The organism is Acinetobacter bereziniae LMG 1003 = CIP 70.12 (assembly GCF_000368925.1).
Taxonomy (GTDB): Bacteria; Pseudomonadota; Gammaproteobacteria; order Pseudomonadales; family Moraxellaceae; genus Acinetobacter; species Acinetobacter bereziniae.
The window spans coordinates 775,602-793,352 of sequence record NZ_KB849755.1; the positions used below are offsets into that span (position 1 = coordinate 775,602).

The window sequence follows — 17,751 nt, forward strand, 5'->3', positions numbered from 1 at the left end:
AAAGGATACGTTCCATCAGCATTTTACCAGCAATTTTGCGTTACAATGTCGAATTAAACATGAAGAAAAAGTTAAGTCTTCAATCAACACGATCATTTTTAGGATTTTCACATGCTTGAAGTTGAATTAAAGTTTCAAATTTCCGAAGCTCGTCGCAATGCAATACTCAAAGCAATAGACCCTAAAAAATCTGAGATCATTCACCTACAAGCAAAATACTACGATACCCCTGATCGTCAACTTTCTCAACAAGGCGCTGCACTTCGCCAACGTTTAGAAGGCACACGCTGGATACAGACTTTAAAAGCGGCAACCAAAAATCATTTAGAACGCTTTGAAGACAATATTGATTTAGGTGAACGATCAGAAACACCAAGTTTAGATCTCAAAATTTACGAAAATAAGCCTGAAGTACTCGCCATACTTAAAAATGCTTTAGGTGATAAAATCCAAGACTTACAATTACAGTTCGAAACTGATATTCAGCGCACCACCCGAGTAATCACTTTTGAAGATGCTGAAATTGAAATCAGTTTAGATATCGGTGAAGTCAGAACTGAAACAGCAAAGCAAGACATTCATGAAGTTGAATTTGAATTAAAAAGCGGTTCAATTCAATCACTTTTAGCTTTTAGCTTTGAATGGGTTAAAAAATACCAACTTTGGTTAGATGTCCGCAGTAAAGCTGAATTTGGAAACCTGTTGCTGCTTGGTCACAAAGTTAGTTCCGCAACACTTGCAAAAGAGCCTCATTTAAATAAGAAAGACACTGCTGATAAAAACTTACGTGGGCTGATTGCCAATCAACTACAACATTTACTACCTAATATTGCCGCAATTTCCGCACAAGTCGCTGAACCTGAACATATTCTTCAAGCTCAAACTGCCCTCCACCACCTCCATTTAACCTTATCATTATTTAAAGATTGGACAGACAGCAAAACAGAAAAATGGGCACACCAACTTTCCGCTTTTGAGAGTCATTTTAAAAATTTACAACATTTTGAACATATGCAACGCACGTTAGGGGCTTTACTACAAAATCCAAAAACGGCTGAGAGCCTAGATAAAGACATTTTATATGCCAATGAAAAGTTAATTAATCTCGTCAAATCTACTCAAAATGTTCAACACTACCTAGAATTATTAATGTTTAGTTTGGGGCAATCAGAAAAGTCCCAAGCACATGATTTGAAATGGTTTGCACAAAATACTCTGCAACATCAGTACAAACAGCTCCAAGAGAGTTTGAATGGTGCTGATCTTTCGGATCTTGAAAGTCTTGAAGCATTGGCACAGCATTTAAATGAACTGAAGTTTAGTTTTCCAATTTTAACCCAGATCTATGATGTTAAAAATTTGCAGAAATACGGTAAATCTTTGAACGATGCTCAACAAGCCTGTGAGCAATATCAAGTATTGGCATCCTCCTCTTCTTATTTACAACAAACTGACTTAGACGCAAGCGATTGGTTTGCTTTAGGATGGCTGACTGCCAAGCAAGAGGTATATGCTGAAAAATTACTCGAAGCCACGGAGCAGTTCTTAGTCAGTCGTAAATTCTTAAAATAATAACTGTAAAGAGATGATTTTTAAAATAAAAATCATCTCTTTACATATTTCAACCAAGAATAAAACACAGTATAAATCTTCAACTGAGCATTTGATTTGTAATCATTTTTTAAAAATTCTCAAAAATACGATTGATCAGATTAGAATCATTTTGATACTAGCGAAAATGAGAAGATTAAGATGTTTGAAATCGAATTAAAATTCCAGATTCCGCAAGAAAAGCAAGATGCTCTCATTAAAGCATTTCAAAGAAAAAATGATCGCAGCTTACATCTACAAGCAAAGTATTACGACACTCCATCTTTTATATTATCAGAACATTCTATTTCGCTTCGTCAACGGCTTGAAAATGATCAATGGGTGCAAACTCTGAAACTTCCAACGGAACAAAAGCTTAAACGTGCTGAGTTTGAACATGTTTTAGCAACAGATGAAACTGAGTTAGATCTTGAAGTTTATTTAAAAAATAAACAGATTGATAAAAGTATTCAAACATTATTAGAACAAAATAAAAGTTTGCTTGAAATTCAGTTTCAAACAGACATTGAAAGAAGATTAAGCGTTTTCCATTTTCAAAATAGTCAAATTGAAGTCAGTTATGACCAAGGACAAATTTTTACCCAAGACGATCGTTTAACTTTGCATGAACTTGAATTTGAACTTAAACAAGGCACAGTACAAGATCTGATTTCTTTTATATTGCCCCGTGTGAAACGCTATGGCTTGTGGTTGGATGTCAGAAGCAAAGCACAACAAGGTTTTCAATTGGCACAAAGCATCCAAGACAATCCTGTAGAATTTCAAACATCTTTACAGCTAGATGCAAAAGACACAGCTGAAATAGTGTTAAAAAAGATGTTCAATAACTGCCTTAATCATTTGCTTCCCAACAGCACGGCGATTGCTTCGGGTAACTTTAACTCCAAGCATGTCCATCAGGCACGTGTCGCTATCCGCCGTTTACGTAGTGCAATTAAAACCTTTTCTGGTTGGTCTTTGCATATTGACCCAACCTGGCAAACGCAATTAACAGAATTGTTTAGACAGCTTGGTTCAACACGAGATTTAGATGTGATTCGTGAAGAACTCTTACCTCAGCTAGAAGCGGTAGGTGCTCCAAAATTTAAGTTGCCTGAATCAGAAACTACAGATAAACAGAAATTAACTAAACTATTTAGGTCATTTAATTTTAACTATTTAATTCTTTCATTGATTCAATTCATCGAACAAGATTCAACTGAAAAAACAAAAACCTCAGCACACAAATTAGCATTAAAGAAAATCAGTAAATTACATCAAAAAATTCAATTAGACGCTCAAAACTACTTAAACCTAGACATAGAAGCACGACACAAAACACGTAAGAATTTAAAACGTTTGCGCTATAGCCTAGAATTTGTTTCATCCTTGTGTGATAAAAAAGCTGTTAAAAAATACTTAAAATCAATAAAACCTGCTCAAGAGAGTTTAGGTCTATACAATGATTTTATTGTAGCAGAAGAGATTTTAACAAAATTAGTCAAAACAGAACCGCAAGTTTGGTTTGCTTTGGGATGGATTGCCGCAGAAAAACAACATGTTTTACAACAGTCTCAGCAAGACTTACTCGACTTTGCTCAAATAAGTACATTGCAGTAAGGAGCTTCCAGAAAAGCCAAATGCTAAATGAGTGCTAGCATAAATTGAGAAATTCCTTTTTAACGAGTAATACATTAAAAATTCTCATCATTTTGCTCTATTCATAGTGTTTAAGTCTGCTCATAGAGCATGATTTCTTGGATAACAATTGCTTCATCACTACAGCTAAATTTAATATTCATCTGTCCAAAACGCATCCCATAAATTCTTTGCGCATCGTCTTGATAGGCTGGACGTGGATCCAATGCCAATACTGACTCAAGTTCAGCAATATATTGCTGATCAATTTTTGCTTGTTGTAATAAACCTGTTCTAGATTGACATGCATGTTCTGACCAACGTACTTGTTTAACAACAGGTCGATCTTGTGCATAACCGCTTTGCGCATCCAACACAGCGTCAGAATACTGGATATAAGGTTTGATATCTAAAATGGGTGTACCATTTAATAAGTCACTTCCTGTCACATAAACACGCACAGTATTGCCCACTTTTTTGACCTGTTTAAGTTGAACAACCGACAATCCAACAGGTGCTGGACGATACATACTGCGTGTAGCAAATACCCCTATTTTCTTATTGCCACCTAATCGTGGCGGACGGACTTGGGGTCGAAATTTATCCAGTTGTTGCTGATTTTTATTGTCATGAAACTGCCAGATCAGCCATAAATGGCTAAATTCTTCAATTCCATCAAATGCCTCCATAACATTATAAGGGGCGAGCATTTCAATAAAAGATTCGACCTGAACCAAATTCGGTTGCCGAGGAATCCCAAATTTTTCCACATAAGGTGAACGCATAATACCAATAATTGGAAGACTCAACTCCGTCATAATCATTTTTTCTGATAAGCTCAATTAAATATATTCAGTTTATCGAGAATGATTTTAGATTAGAATAGCAAGCTGTTCTAATTTGATAATTTATTGAGACCTTTAATGGCTGCTTTCAACGTCGAAAAGATTACTCACGTACACCACTGGAATGACACTTTATTCAGTTTTAAGACCACACGTGATACTGCATTACGTTTTAAAAATGGTCAATTTGTGATGATTGGTCTTGAAGTCAATGGTAAGCCTTTAATGCGCGCATATTCGATTGCTAGCGCTAACTACGAAGAAGAATTAGAGTTTTTCTCAATCAAAGTACCTGATGGTCCTTTGACGTCTATTTTACAAAAAGTAAAAGTTGGCGATGAAATCTTGGTTTCGAAAAAACCGACTGGAACTTTAGTCCTTGACGATTTAAATCCAGGTAAGAATCTTTACCTTCTTTCTTCTGGGACTGGACTTGCACCATTCTTATCAACCATTCGTGACCCTGAAACTTACGAACGCTTTGAAAAAGTGATTGTTGTCCACGGAACACGTTTTATTTCTGAATTGGCATATCAAGATCTTATTCTCAATGAACTTCCAAACAATGAGTTCTTTGAAGAATTAGGCATCAAAGATAAATTGGTTTACTACCCAACAGTAACGCGTGAAGACTTTCATACACAAGGTCGTGTAACGACTGCAATTGAAACGGGCGCTTTATTTGAAAAAATCGGTTTACCACGTTTTAATCCAGAAACTGACCGTGCAATGTTATGCGGTAGCCCAGCATTTCTTGATGATGTTGTGGCACTATTGGATCAACATGGTCTTAAAGAATCACCAAAAATGGGTGTATTGGGCGACTACGTAATCGAACGTGCATTTGTTGAAAAATAAGTTTTAATCGTTAAAGATTAAAATGATAAACCGAGGTCAACGTGTACTGAACCCCAAATCTTGGACAGTTTAGTTAACGCTGGATTGAGTTCTGAATTGAACAGGGCTCAATCCTTTTAGTTTAATTTGTATTCTCTCATGATTATAGTAATGGATGTAGTCATGAATTTGTTGCTCTAAGACTTCAATGCTTTCTGGTTTCTCTAGATAAATCGTCTCTGATTTTAATGTACCAAAGAAACTCTCCATCAAAGCATTGTCCCAACAATTCCCTTTTCTACTCATACTTTGCTTAATCTTATTCGCTTTAAGCGTACTCCTAAATTGGCTCATTTGATAATGCCAGCCTTGATCTGAATGAAGCATAAGCTTGTGTTTTCGTGAGTTTGGTAAATGACTTATGGCTTGATCAAGCATATCTTTAACAAGTTGAAATACTGGGCGTCTTGAAAGTGTATAGCTCACAATCTCATTGTTATAGCAGTCTAAAATCGGAGATAAATATAACTTCGTATCAGCAACTTTAAATTCGGTTATATCTGTCAGCCAACGCTTATTGGGTCGCTTCGCTTCAAAGTTACGTTTGAGTTTATTTTTGACTATTTTATTGGATGTACCTTTGTAGGCATTGTACTTTTTACGCCGAATCAATGAAATTAAACCAAAGCCTCTCATCAACCTAGCAATCAATTTATGGTTATGATGAAGACCTTGTTGCTTCAAGGCTAAAGTGATTCGTCTATAACCATATCTACCTTTATGCTGATCATAAATTTGGCAAATTCGTTGCTTGAGCTCTGCATATTTATCTACGGCATTTAGCTTGGCTTTATGATAGTAGAAACTACTCCTCGATAACTCAGCAATATCTAAAAGCAATGGCAAAGCAAACTCAGTACTCATCTGATCAATCAACCTTGCTTGTTGTCCTTTTTGGGTGGATTCAGCAAGGCGTCGAGCTTTTTTAAGTAAGCATTCTCAGCGCGTAAATAGAGTAGTTCATGCTGAAGCTCAGCAGTTGTTTTTTCATGATCAGGTTTATCAACAATATATTTATGTTTATTTTTAGACATGGGTGCTCTTCCTTTAGACTTTGGTTCTAGTCCAAGCATACCATCGGTTTGATAGATTTTACGCCATACACTGATCAAACTCGGGGAAGAAATACCAAAACGAAGAGCTGTATCAGATAAACTTAATCGCTCATCCTGCATAGTTGTTAATACTTTATATTTAAATTCAGCTGTATAAATTGTCTTATTCTGTTTTGGTTTTATTGCATCAATTCCACCTAAGTTGAATTGAGCCAACCATTTAGAGACATCCTTATCACTAATCGAAAAATGCTTGGCTGTTGATAAACTAGAATGGCCTTGAGCATAATAAGCAATGACTGCTTGTTTAAACTTTAAATTGTATTTCATAAAAATACCCTATAAGTTGTGTCCAACTTATAGGGTTCAGTTCAACGCCTCGGTTTTTTAATGATTAATGAATATAAATCAACACAGCCTGATTTCTGAGTGCCGCTTCTTGATAGAATTGTTTTAAGTCTTTAAAATACGGCAAAATATACTGTAACCCTTCCTCACTGTCTTCATCCCACATATTTGGATAAATATCAGCTTGGTCCAAGGCTTCAATATCATATTGCTTTGAAAACTGATGATCACTGACCTGCTCTACTGCGTTCGCAACTTGCTTCACTTGCTCCGCTGTTAAGTATCTGGCTGGACCGATTCCTAAATCCTCACCAATCTCTTTACCACCGAAAAACACCATTGCTAAAGGACCTTGTCCTCCATAAGCATCACCATTTAAGATAAAATGAATGGAATGCCATGTCTTATCCAAATCCAAAGTTTGTGATTGTTGATCTTTTTGATCACCATAAACATAAGCTTCAAGTAAATTTGGTGACTGAATAAAGTCTTCTAATTGTTGCGTTGAAATACTCAATAAATTGCCGATCATTGACATTGTTTTCACTCTTTTTTCATTATTCTTCGAATTTATAAATCAAAAAACCATATAAGTATAGGGTCTGTGAACAGACCCTATACTTTACTCAAACTAATTTTTAATTTAGGCGATCAATTTATACCTTTCTGAGCTTGCCCATATTGATCAGCCATGACTTCAACCAATTGCTCTGGTTTAATATATTTTTTAATCGCAGCATCAACATCAGCCTTAGTCAGCTTGGCAAATTCTTGATCACGTAAACCACGACTATCCATTTTTTTATTGCGTTCAAGTTGGCTGTTAAGCATACGATGAATGATCCGCTCATCTTCCAATGAGGTTACACGCTGCTTCATAATATTGGCTTTTGCCGCTTCCAACTCTTGACTGGTCACGCCAGTAGTGAGTAAATCCTGCAATACCTTACGAACCACTTGTGATACTTCAGCAGATTTTCCTGCGGTGTAATTGGCTTCGATCGATAAAGCTCCAGCATCATTGAAAGAATCTAAGTTAAGTTGACTGCCAAAACCGTAAACCAAGGCATTCTTCTCACGCAATTCCTGTCCTAAACGAGAAGATAACTGGGAATCGCCAAGAATATAACTAAACACAATTAATGCGGCTGCATCTTTATTGTCTACACCTACAGGTAAAGTCTGTAATGCCTGATAACTACCAAATTCACGTTGTTCTGACAGTGCATGCACTTTTTGTGCTTTGTAAGTATTAAATTCAGTCGATAAGCGTTGGTATGGTTGTTTACCCGTCCAATTTCCAAACTGTTGATTAAGTAACTTTTGCATAGCTTTGGCATCATATTGTCCTGTCACAGAAATGAAGCCGTGATCCATTGCAAAATACTTTTTATACAGGTCAATCACCTGTTGATTGGTCGCTGCCTGAATCTGCTGTTTTGCCAATTCAGGTTCAAAATGATAACGCAAATCTCCTGGTTGATAGGTTTCCAATAGACGCGCTATTGTTAAAGAGGAAACCGTTTCTGGCTCAGTATAGGGACGGTCTAAACTCGAAAGACTCTGTAATTTAATCAGATCAAATTGTGATTGTTCAAATTTAGGATTTTTCATTACAGAAACGATATATTTGAAGAAATCTTCAAATTTTTCTTTTTTCGCTGAAATTTGAATAGTTATCCCATTATCAATGGCTGCTGCAGTTGCATCACCGCCTGCCTCAATGGTTTTATCTGCAATATTCTGTAAGCTATATTGCTCGGATGCGCGCAACAATAAATAAGCCATAAAATCTAAAATTTGCGATTTATTTTTTAAAGCCTCTGCTGTACCAAAATTCACCTCAATTGTCGCATAGGTTTTATCATCACGTGTCGAGGTTGGGAACAAAGCATATTGCATTCCATTTTTCAATGTTCCGCGTTGAATCTTTTTCTCTGTCGCCTCTAAGTACTGTTTTGACTGTTGAACGTACTGAGCAACTTCAGCTTGGTAAACACTGACATCTTTCAATGGTTCAACTGCTGCTGCCTGCTGATCAAGTGTTTTCGGTTTTTCAGTTGCTTGTTTTTGTTCTAAAGCTTTTTTCTGATCTTCTGGTGTAGGTTGAATATCACCATGGAAACGATGTTGTTGGGTGAAGAACGACTTTAAAGTTGAATTGGTTTCATTCACTGTCAAATTTTGAATGCGTTGTTGATCTTTAAAATATTGCGCCCAATCACCATGAGAAGTCACCACATAGTCACTTAACATGCCTCCTACAGCAGTTGCACTGCTCATTAGGTTATCGTGTGCATTCTGAATTAAGTTTTTAACGCGTTTTAACTCGACATCATTAAAGCTTGGGTTCTGCTCCACACCAGAAATCAAGGATTGATCAATTTTTTTAGCGTCATGATTCGGTGCATAAATTGCCCCCATAAACACCAAATTAAAATCATCATCTAACCATGTTGTTGACTGAACGTTGGTCGCTATACCTGTTTCCACCATACTTGAGTAGAGATGACCGCTCGGTTGCAAAGTATAGAGATAAGGAGCAAGTGCGAGTGCTGGTTGAATTTTCTCATTCTTACCATTCATATAAATATTAAATTTGGCAAGATCGCTGCCTTTTTTCACAGTGAAATCACGATTTTTAATTTTTGCAGAATCTAATAATGGCACTTGAGCTTGTTGCGGGGTTTGACGTGCAGAAATCGGGCTGAAATTTTTATCAATCGCTTTTAAAACTTCTACCTTATCAAATTTACCTGAAATCACCATGACCGCATTATTCGGTGCATACCAATCTTTATAGAATTTATTTAATTCACTCATTTTAATCGATTGCAGTTCAGATAAGTCACCAATAGGTAAACGTCCTAAAGATTGATTACCATAAGCTGCTTTCCACATCTGATCCATTAATACAGCAAAAGGCTGATCCATGCGCACTTCACGTTCACGCATGACAATATTAATTTCAGATGGAACAAATTTTTCTTGGAGTACCAATTTATCCATACGCTGTGATTCTAAGTAGATCACTTCATTTAAGATATTTTGGTCTGGGCGAATAATATTGGTATATTTGGTTGAGTAATAATCTGTGCTGGCATTGGTCATCAACGTGTATTGATCTAAACGGCGTTGAAACTCTTCACCTTTCACATCTTGCGTGCCTTTAAAAGCCAAATGCTCAAGTAAATGAGCCAAACCACCTTTACCCTGTGGATCATTTAAAGAACCCGTTAAATATACGGTGTTCATAAACACTTTATTTTCTTTGTCGTTTGGCGCAAGTAAAACCCGAAAGCCATTCTCTAGCTTATATTCTTCAATATTATGATCAGATTTAACCAGAACAGTTTGAGCCAATGTTGACGCACTGAAACCAAGAATACAGAGAGAGAATGTGAGTTTTTTCAACCGCATAAGCATAAAAGAATCCAGAATTTTTTAAATTTTAAACATTTATAAGTGAGACATCTTAAAAAATCCTGAACATAATTTATAGTTAAGTTTTGAAAAAATAGCCGTTTATTTCAACGGCATTTGTAAGCATTTCTGAATAAATATAGTCAAACCGCCTGATTATTCATACAAGTGATTTGGATGATTCATTTATTTTGTACTTTTGAATCATAAACAGTTTTGCTATCACGAGGCTACATGGATGTCGCCATGTTGAGCGGGGGTATTAGGATGTACCCCTCGCTCAACGGAAGATTTTTGTTACTTTTCATCTCCGAAAAGTAAAGGATCGCCTACGCAAAATAATTTAAACTTTAGAGCTAAAGCGTGGCAGTGCAAGCTTTATATCATCAAACAATATATTGATCGCTTTAATTTTATTGATCAAGAGAAATGATATTCAACTGGATGAATTTTTCAACAGATTGACTATACAATTCAGTCTATTTAAATCACGATCTCAGCTTGCATGTAGAGTTGAGCATAACCTGAAATCTCAATACGATTATCTGCTTGAAGATTGCAAAATAATGTTCCACCACGCTCAGAAGCCTGATAACCGATTAATTGATTTTTTGCTAATTTTTCAGCCCATAATGGCGCTAAACCCGTATGCATAGACCCTGTCACAGGATCTTCATTGATTCCTTTGTGTGGAGCGAAATAGCGAGCAACATAATCATATTGATCAGAAGCGGCAGTGATGGTCACATCAAAACCACCCGAACTTGCTGTCAATGCTGTACTCACACTGTATTCCTCTGCAATACGTGTAATGTTGACCAAATTTGCTTGAGCATCAATCACATCTTGTGCCGAATCACAGACCAAAATATAAGCCTGAGCATTTAAATACACTTCTTTAAAAGGCTTATCAATCACATGATTGAGTAATTCAGGATATTCCGTAACTTTTTGCGGTCTGCGTATTGGAAAGTTCATTTGAATCTTGCCATCATCGGCTTGTTGAATGGTAAAAATACCTAAGTCTTTCACATGAAAACGAATTGTTTTGGCTGACGTATAGTCTTTAAATAAAACAAATGCTGATGCTAATGTTGCATGTCCACAAAAGTCCACTTCAACTTTTGGCGTAAACCAACGAATCTGATAATTTTCATCGTCGATTCTTTTTACAAATGCCGTTTCTGCCAAATTATTTTCCAAGGCAATATTCTGCATCAAGGCATGATCAAGCCATTCGTCTAAAACTAAAACTGCCGCAGGATTTCCTTTAAATAATTGTTGTGTAAAAGCATCAACTTGGTACATTTTCATCACAGAGACTCCTTATTTTCACACATTCTAAGTCAAGCAAAAAAATGATTACAGATACAATATAAGCATAAAAATGGGTACAGAATATAGATATTTAATTCATGAAACTTTTCATTCACAAAACGAGCATTTTCATTATAGTATTTCAGGTGAATAATTTTTTTATCCCAAAAAATAGGCAATAATAATGAAGAATAATCAAATGAAGAATCCCCAAACAATGTGTAAAAGCAGCGTAATCACCTGTTGCTTACTCTTTTCTCCTTGGGCAAGTGCATCCAATACCACTTGGATTGCAGGAACAACACATAAAGGAAAAGTTACTGTTCCCATCGAAAATGGTCCAAATGTGGTTTGGAAATGTGATGGTTCTGTTTGTCGAATGACTGGTCCATGGGGCAATCAACTATCGCTTGACTCATGTCAAAGCTTGGTCTCCCGTATTGGAAAAATTAATTTTTACAAAAATAGCGCGGGTAAAATTTGGACAAAAAAATCTAAAGAATTGGCAGAATGTAATAAAGCATCGCGATAGCGTACTCTAAAATTAACACCATAAATTTACAAGAGACGATGACTCCATATTCTTTATCACTTCTTTCTAAGCATCAATGCATTAAATCGGAGTTATATTTTATGTGTATATCCCTCTTCAGTATAGGCAATTGATCGAATCCATTGAGTGTATTGAGAAATTTAAACTTTCATATATGGGATAAATGTATGAAGCAATCTCGTTATTTAGATGAGTTAAACATACTTTTGAATCAATCAAAATTCGAACAAGTCGAAGTGTATCTAAAAGCACACTCAAATTTACCAGGACCTCGCGCAAATTTAGAACTGAGCTATAGCTTTGCCAGATACTTTGCAAATATTTCAATATCTCAAAGCTTATGGGAATTTTTAGAGCAGTTATTAAATACATCAACTGACGGTAATTCGCGCGAAACAATTTTACCTTTCAGTGCTTTACTCGGATTATCTCAGAGTTATTTTTCTCAAGACACAACTCATCAAAAAATCATTTTAAATCAAATTCAAACCATGATGAATGATTCACGTTGGAGACTTCGAGAAGCCGCAGCAATGGCGTGCCAAATTATTGGGGAGCAAGATTTTTCAACTGTCAAAAACTGGTTCGAACAGATATATCCTGATTCTAGTCTGCTAGAAAAAAGAGGAATTTTAGTCGCTCTTGCTCACCCTCCTCTCTTAACAACCGCAGCTAACACTGTATATTGTTTAAATCTATGTGAACAAATCTTTAACGATATTTTTCCGTCTGATCATCAAACAATAGATCAATCAGAAGCCTTTAAAACATTGAAGAAAAGTTTGGAATACGTACTCAGTGTATTTGTTGCTGCAGATCCTTTACTCGGCTTTGATTTGCTTGCAAAGCTTGCTGAGAGAAAGCATCAGCAGATCAATAAAATTCTTAAAGCAAATTTATCAAAAAGTCGATTAACTAAAAAATATATGCTTAAAATCAATAAAATATACGAAATGATGGATCAATAAATAAAAAACACCTAAATAAAATTTAGGTGTTTTTAATGCTCAGACAATCGAGAAAAATGATCAGCTATGTTGCAAATCTTCTTGCTCATCTGAAAGTAAAATAGATTGGTCCGTTTGTCCCATCAATTGACTGGTTACCACACCAGCAGTCATTGAGCCATCGACATTTAAAGCCGTACGTCCCATATCAATCAAAGGTTCTATTGAGATTAACAACGCCACTAAAGTGACGGGTAGCCCCATAATGGGTAATACAATCAGCGCTGCAAAAGTTGCACCACCACCGACACCTGCAACACCAATTGAACTGAGTGTTACCACGCAGACCAAAGTCAAAATCCAAACAGGATCAAGTGGGTTAATCCCAACAGTCGGTGCAACCATGACCGCAAGCATTGCTGGATATAAACCTGCACAGCCATTTTGTCCGATGGTCGTACCAAACGATGCTGAAAAACTGGCAATTGACTCAGGTATCCCTAAACGGCGTGTTTGTGCTTCAATATTTAAAGGAATACTGGCTGCACTTGAACGACTGGTAAAAGCAAAAGTCAGTACAGGTAAAACCTTTTTAAAGAAACGAATCGGGTTAACACCAGTGAATAATAAGATCAGTGCATGTACCCCAAACATGATGGCTAAGCCCAGATAAGAAGCAACAAGGAAACCACCTAGATTGACGATATCCGCTGCATTCGAGCTTGCCACCACTTTTGTAATTAATGCAAATACACCATAAGGCGTAAGCGTCATGACCAAGCGAACCAGTTTCATGACCCAAGCTTGTAAAGTATCAATTGCACTGACAATACGTTGCCCTTTTTCAGCATCATCTCTAATGAGATTTAAACCAGCCAAGCCCAATAAGGTTGCAAAAATAACCACACTAATAATTGAAGTTGGGTGAGCTCCCGTCAATTCTGCAAATGGATTGGTCGGCAAAAATGATAAAATGAAATCTGGCACATTTAAGTCAGTGACTTTACCAATATAATCCGTTTGAATTGCTTCAAGTCGTGCTGTTTCTTGTGTACCTTGTACTAAACCTGCCGCACTTAAACCAAAAAGATTGGTGACAAAAACACCAACCAATGCTGCAATAAATGTGGTAATCAACAATGTACCAATACTTATTACACTAATTTTACCCAGTGATGAAGCATTGTGTAGTTTGATCACAGCACTCAATATTGAAACTAAAACCAATGGCATTACCACCATCTGCAATAGTTTCACATAACCATTACCAACAATGTTAAACCATTGAATAGATTCAGTTAAAATTGCTGAATTTGTACCATAAACCCAATGTAATCCAAGCCCAAATACAACACCCAAACACAAACCTGCAAACACTTTTTTAGCCAGACTCCAATCGGTCTTTCTGGTTTGCATTAACAGTATGATTAAGGCAATGAATATGACAATATTCAAAATGAGCGTATAGTTCATTCGAGTTCCAATAGTTTTGATCGTTTTATTATAAACTTATTGTGAAATATCCAATAGCCTTTAGCACTTTTAGCGATTTAACTGATATTTTTTTGTTGCTCATAATCAACAATAAAAACATCATCTTATTTGCTTCATATGAATTTCATATAAGCATGTGCAAATAATGAATAAGTCCCCAATATAGGTTGTAATATGAATCAACATCTCCAAGCTGTTGAGCTTTCAAAAGCATATCGTCTGCTAAATCATGGTCCAACCGTACTGGTGTCTACGCAGTATGAACATGAGCAGAATGTCATGGCTGCTGCATGGGCATGTGCATTGGAATTAGTGCCTGCTAAAGTTAGTGTTGTTTTAGACAAAAGCACAAAAACACGATTATTAATTGAAAAATCAGGTTATTTCATTTTACAAGTTCCTACCTTAAAACAACTAAAACTGGTGCAACAACTGGGTTCAATCAGTCAATTTAACGATCCAGAAAAACTATCACATTGTGAGACCCCCTTATTCAAGTTTGAAGGTTTTGATCTGCCTGCAGTGGAAGGCTGTGCGGCTTGGCTGATCTGTGAATTGATCCCAGAACCACACTATCAGCAGGAACATGATTTATTTATTGGCAAGGTAATCGCGGCTTATGCAGACGACCGAGTTTTCCGCAATGGGCACTGGTATTATCATGAAGTAGATGCTGAGTGGAAAAGTCTGCATCATGTTGCAGGTGGGCATTATTACACCATTGGTGACCCTGTCGATGCCAACCTCATTCAACCCTAATTTTTATTGCAACCAGAGCCTGAGTGTTTAAGGTATTCGGTTGGGTTCAGTGTTGTCTTTATATTGTTTTTTTACCAATTGATGGATTATTCCCAAACTAAATATTGATTATTTATTGTCATTTTTTTCAATTCGCCTTATGGTGAATTGAGTGAAAAATGGATGATATGTAAGTGAACAGGACTGTTTCAAATAAACTTCAATTGAGTGTCTTTCTCTGTCTAAGTACCTGTTTAGCGATTGGTATATTGCGATTTTCCTATACTGCATTATTGCCCACTACCCGACTCGCCTACCACTGGGATAGTAGCTTTGCCAGTATATTGGGAAGTGCTAATTTACTCGGTTATCTCATCGGTGCATTTTGGTCGATGAAACTTCCCCACACAGCCAATTTGCCTCGTTATCTTGTACTTGCATCCTGTGCAGGTGCAATCAGCTTACTCAGTTGTGCATTTTCAGGTTTTTCTGAACTATGGTATGTATTCTGGCGAATCATCTCAGGCATTAGTGGTGGCTTAATCATGATTCTTGCACCCAGTATTGTGGCGCATTGTTGTCGAGCTGATGAACGCTTGAGTATCAATTTTATTGGTTTTAGTGGTATTGGGATTGGTGTACTTTCAGCCACCTTGTTTTTACCCTATCTAGATCAAATCAGTACCCAATCAGCTTGGATGATTTTGTTTGGGTTTTCAGCACTGATTTGCCTAATAAATGCCTATCTTTTACACGGGTTTAAAGATTATTTACACCAAACAAGTACCCATAACAATTCTATCAGCTCGATGGATGGTATTTATCTGAGTGTGTTAATCGTATATGCATGTAGTGCTTTTGCTTATGTGCCACACTCATTATTTTGGATTGATTATCTAAAAAACACTTTACACCTCAACCTCTACCTGATTAATTTCAACTGGATTCTTTATGGTTCAGGCAGTGCTTTGGGGGCGATCAGTGCTTACTTATTGGCACGAAAATTTGGAAATTTTACTGCCTTAAAAATATTATATAGTATCTATGTCGTTGCAATTTTGGTCGCAGTCTTTTCTATTCATCCGATCTTTACTTATATTTCCTCATTTTTTACAGGGCTTCTCAATCCAGCTGTGGTGTTCTTAACCTCCTATACGATTCTCAATCTTTATCATACAGCCTATAAAAATTTATGGAGTATCGCAACGCTAGGATTTGCCATTACTCAACTGATTGGTGGTTTATGTTTTAGCGCATTGCAACACTGGGGTGTTTCATATTATCAACAATTCATACTCGCTTCAGGGGTGCTGTTGATAGGTACACTACAATTTTTTATCTATACCCGAATGAAGTTTAAATCGCAGGCATAAAATACGATTTTTAGAAGGATGATGACTTAATATTGAACGTATCATCCTACGTTTAGGCCATTCGCTGCGCATGCAGAACCAAATCTATTCATATTTTACCGTTTGGCATACAAATTGCTCATCTAAACCATTGATGAAAAATTCATGAAGGGTTTCATATGAGCACTGAAATTAACAAAATCAAACCTGAAGATGAAGTTTTAAGTTTAGGAAAAAACCTGACTTTTGGTCTACAACATGTACTCACCATGTATGGTGGTTTAATCGCTGCCCCATTGGTAGTAGGGACAGCCATTGGTTTAAATACAGCCGAAATTGCACTATTAATTACTGCCTCGATTCTTGTTGGTGGTTTAGCTACGTTGTTACAAACATTAGGAGTGAAATGGTTTGGTGCAAAACTGCCCATAGTACAGGGCACTTCATTTGCTGCCGTGGCAAGTATGATTGCAATTGGTACTACAGGCGGTAATATTCAAACAATTTTTGGTGCAGCCATTGTCAGTTCTATTTTTGGTTTGTTGATTGCTCCATTTTTCTCAAAAATTGTGCGTTTCTTTCCACCGATTGTCACAGGTTCCATCATTACAATTATCGGAATTTCACTGTTACCCGTTGCTATTCGTTGGATTATGGGAGGAAATCCCAAAGCACCCTCATGGGGTTCATTAGAAAATATTGGAATTGCAGCATTCACACTCACGATCCTACTTTTGGTCAGCCGTTTTGGTACAGCAACCATGGCACGTCTGGCAGTATTGATTGCGATTATCGTCGGTGCGATATTCACCATCTTTTTAGGCGTTGCCGACTTTTCTAAAGTCACTCAAGGTGAGCTGTTTGCTTTGCCACATTTGTTCGCCTTTGGTCTTCCTACTTTTGAAATGTCTGCTATCTTGACCATGTGTATTGTCAGTATTGTGATCCTGACTGAAACTACTGCCAGCCTATTGGCGATTGGTGAAATTGTAGATACAAAAATGGACAGTCCCCGTCTCGCAAATGGTTTAAGAGCCGATATGCTTTCTTCAGCGATTGCCCCCTTATTCGGTTCATTTATGCAATGTGCTTTTGTACAAAATGTTGGCTTGGTCGCTATCTCAGGTGTGAAAAGTCGTTTTGTTGTTGCAACAGGTGGAGCAATTTTAGTGGTTTTGGGTTTATTGCCTATTTTTGGTCGTATTGTCGCAGCGATTCCGATGCCTGTTCTGGGTGGAGCGGGTATCGTTTTATTTGGTAGTGTTGCTGCAAGTGGGATTCGTACACTTTCTAAAGTCGATTATCAAATCCAGTCCAATTTAATCATTGTGGCAGTTTCAATTTGTGCGGGTTTAATTCCGTTGATTAGTCCAGAGTTTTTCAATGCATTCCCAAAAGTATTACAAACCCTATTTCACTCGGGGATTACCACGACCTGTATTACAGCAGTCATGCTGAATATCTTCTTTAATCATCTGTCCTTTGGTAAAAGCTCGGTGAAAGCTCCAGTTAAGACTGTACAAACAGTGACGCATTAATTTATAAAAACAGAGC

Annotated in this window: 15 protein-coding genes; 8 read left to right on the forward strand and 7 right to left on the reverse strand. The window is 36.8% G+C overall.

Annotated features, from left to right (window positions below):
• Positions 1–111: 111 nt before the first annotated feature.
• Both F938_RS05435 and F938_RS05440 read left to right on the forward strand, forming a co-directional pair.
• Positions 112–1,572: a CYTH domain-containing protein gene (locus tag F938_RS05435; protein ID WP_005030091.1), complete on the forward strand. Its 1,461-nt coding sequence runs from the start codon at positions 112–114 to the stop codon at positions 1,570–1,572.
• A gap of 180 nt (positions 1,573–1,752) precedes the next feature.
• Positions 1,753–3,210: a CYTH and CHAD domain-containing protein gene (locus tag F938_RS05440; RefSeq protein WP_005030095.1), complete on the forward strand. Its 1,458-nt coding sequence runs from the start codon at positions 1,753–1,755 to the stop codon at positions 3,208–3,210.
• Between the two features lie 110 nt (positions 3,211–3,320).
• Here the strand turns inward: F938_RS05440 and tsaA are convergent, their stop codons facing one another.
• Complete coding sequence (gene tsaA / locus F938_RS05445; RefSeq protein ID WP_005030097.1) at positions 3,321–4,052, reverse strand: tRNA (N6-threonylcarbamoyladenosine(37)-N6)-methyltransferase TrmO; 732 nt, start codon at positions 4,050–4,052, stop codon at positions 3,321–3,323.
• A gap of 99 nt (positions 4,053–4,151) precedes the next feature.
• Between tsaA and F938_RS05450 the strand changes: the two genes are divergently transcribed.
• A complete protein-coding gene (locus F938_RS05450; RefSeq protein ID WP_004831549.1) occupies positions 4,152–4,931 on the forward strand; it encodes a ferredoxin--NADP reductase in 780 nt (259 codons plus the stop codon).
• A 69-nt stretch (positions 4,932–5,000) separates the two neighbouring features.
• Here F938_RS05450 and F938_RS05455 read toward each other — a convergent pair whose 3' ends face one another.
• The 5 genes from F938_RS05455 to F938_RS05475 all read right to left on the reverse strand — a co-directional run bounded on the left by F938_RS05455 (position 5,001) and on the right by F938_RS05475 (position 11,110).
• A complete protein-coding gene (locus F938_RS05455; RefSeq protein WP_010591792.1) occupies positions 5,001–5,846 on the reverse strand; it encodes an IS3 family transposase in 846 nt (281 codons plus the stop codon).
• On the reverse strand, positions 5,843–6,355 hold the full coding sequence (locus F938_RS05460; protein WP_005029281.1) for a helix-turn-helix domain-containing protein: 513 nt from the start codon (positions 6,353–6,355) through the stop codon (positions 5,843–5,845). The genes F938_RS05455 and F938_RS05460 overlap by 4 nt, the downstream gene beginning before the upstream one ends.
• A 64-nt stretch (positions 6,356–6,419) precedes the next feature.
• The gene (locus tag F938_RS05465) at positions 6,420–6,911 is read right to left on the reverse strand and encodes a YfbM family protein (protein WP_005030099.1); all 492 of its coding nucleotides are present in this window, start codon (positions 6,909–6,911) and stop codon (positions 6,420–6,422) included.
• A gap of 113 nt (positions 6,912–7,024) precedes the next feature.
• A complete protein-coding gene (locus F938_RS05470; RefSeq protein WP_005030101.1) occupies positions 7,025–9,799 on the reverse strand; it encodes a M16 family metallopeptidase in 2,775 nt (924 codons plus the stop codon).
• Positions 9,800–10,279: 480 nt separating this feature from the next.
• Complete coding sequence (locus F938_RS05475) at positions 10,280–11,110, reverse strand: PhzF family phenazine biosynthesis protein (protein WP_005030103.1); 831 nt, start codon at positions 11,108–11,110, stop codon at positions 10,280–10,282.
• A 220-nt stretch (positions 11,111–11,330) separates the two neighbouring features.
• Between F938_RS05475 and F938_RS05480 the strand changes: the two genes are divergently transcribed.
• Positions 11,331–11,645, forward strand: coding sequence for a DUF8200 family protein (locus tag F938_RS05480; protein WP_026040347.1), 315 nt, complete (start codon positions 11,331–11,333; stop codon positions 11,643–11,645).
• A gap of 152 nt (positions 11,646–11,797) precedes the next feature.
• Complete coding sequence (locus F938_RS05485) at positions 11,798–12,634, forward strand: hypothetical protein (RefSeq protein WP_228129507.1); 837 nt, start codon at positions 11,798–11,800, stop codon at positions 12,632–12,634.
• A gap of 60 nt (positions 12,635–12,694) precedes the next feature.
• Here F938_RS05485 and F938_RS05490 read toward each other — a convergent pair whose 3' ends face one another.
• Positions 12,695–14,086, reverse strand: a complete 1,392-nt coding sequence (locus tag F938_RS05490) for an L-cystine transporter (protein WP_005030108.1) — start codon at positions 14,084–14,086, stop codon at positions 12,695–12,697.
• Between the two features lie 195 nt (positions 14,087–14,281).
• Between F938_RS05490 and F938_RS05495 the strand changes: the two genes are divergently transcribed.
• The 3 genes from F938_RS05495 (at position 14,282) to F938_RS05505 (ending at position 17,735) form a co-directional block, all read left to right on the forward strand.
• Positions 14,282–14,866 carry a flavin reductase family protein gene (locus tag F938_RS05495; RefSeq protein ID WP_005030109.1) on the forward strand — a complete coding sequence of 195 codons (585 nt, stop codon included), beginning with the start codon at positions 14,282–14,284 and terminating at the stop codon, positions 14,864–14,866.
• A 173-nt stretch (positions 14,867–15,039) separates the two neighbouring features.
• Entirely contained in the window at positions 15,040–16,218 is a 1,179-nt protein-coding gene (locus F938_RS05500; RefSeq protein ID WP_005030112.1) for a YbfB/YjiJ family MFS transporter, read from the forward strand.
• A gap of 158 nt (positions 16,219–16,376) precedes the next feature.
• A complete protein-coding gene (locus F938_RS05505; protein ID WP_005030114.1) occupies positions 16,377–17,735 on the forward strand; it encodes a nucleobase:cation symporter-2 family protein in 1,359 nt (452 codons plus the stop codon).
• The last annotated feature ends 16 nt before the right edge of the window (positions 17,736–17,751 follow it).

What these genes read in the sequence shown, in the direction of transcription:
- F938_RS05465 (WP_005030099.1), bottom strand. Translation starts at nt 6,911, where the DNA reads ATGTCAATGATCGGCAATTTATTGAGTATTTCAACGCAACAATTAGAA.
- F938_RS05470 (WP_005030101.1), bottom strand. Translation starts at nt 9,799, where the DNA reads ATGCTTATGCGGTTGAAAAAACTCACATTCTCTCTCTGTATTCTTGGT.
- F938_RS05505 (WP_005030114.1), top strand. Translation starts at nt 16,377, where the DNA reads ATGAGCACTGAAATTAACAAAATCAAACCTGAAGATGAAGTTTTAAGT.
- F938_RS05460 (WP_005029281.1), bottom strand. Translation starts at nt 6,355, where the DNA reads ATGAAATACAATTTAAAGTTTAAACAAGCAGTCATTGCTTATTATGCT.
- tsaA (WP_005030097.1), bottom strand. Translation starts at nt 4,052, where the DNA reads ATGATTATGACGGAGTTGAGTCTTCCAATTATTGGTATTATGCGTTCA.
- F938_RS05495 (WP_005030109.1), top strand. Translation starts at nt 14,282, where the DNA reads ATGAATCAACATCTCCAAGCTGTTGAGCTTTCAAAAGCATATCGTCTG.
- F938_RS05490 (WP_005030108.1), bottom strand. Translation starts at nt 14,086, where the DNA reads ATGAACTATACGCTCATTTTGAATATTGTCATATTCATTGCCTTAATC.
- F938_RS05440 (WP_005030095.1), top strand. Translation starts at nt 1,753, where the DNA reads ATGTTTGAAATCGAATTAAAATTCCAGATTCCGCAAGAAAAGCAAGAT.
- F938_RS05450 (WP_004831549.1), top strand. Translation starts at nt 4,152, where the DNA reads ATGGCTGCTTTCAACGTCGAAAAGATTACTCACGTACACCACTGGAAT.
- F938_RS05480 (WP_026040347.1), top strand. Translation starts at nt 11,331, where the DNA reads ATGTGTAAAAGCAGCGTAATCACCTGTTGCTTACTCTTTTCTCCTTGG.
- F938_RS05435 (WP_005030091.1), top strand. Translation starts at nt 112, where the DNA reads ATGCTTGAAGTTGAATTAAAGTTTCAAATTTCCGAAGCTCGTCGCAAT.
- F938_RS05475 (WP_005030103.1), bottom strand. Translation starts at nt 11,110, where the DNA reads ATGAAAATGTACCAAGTTGATGCTTTTACACAACAATTATTTAAAGGA.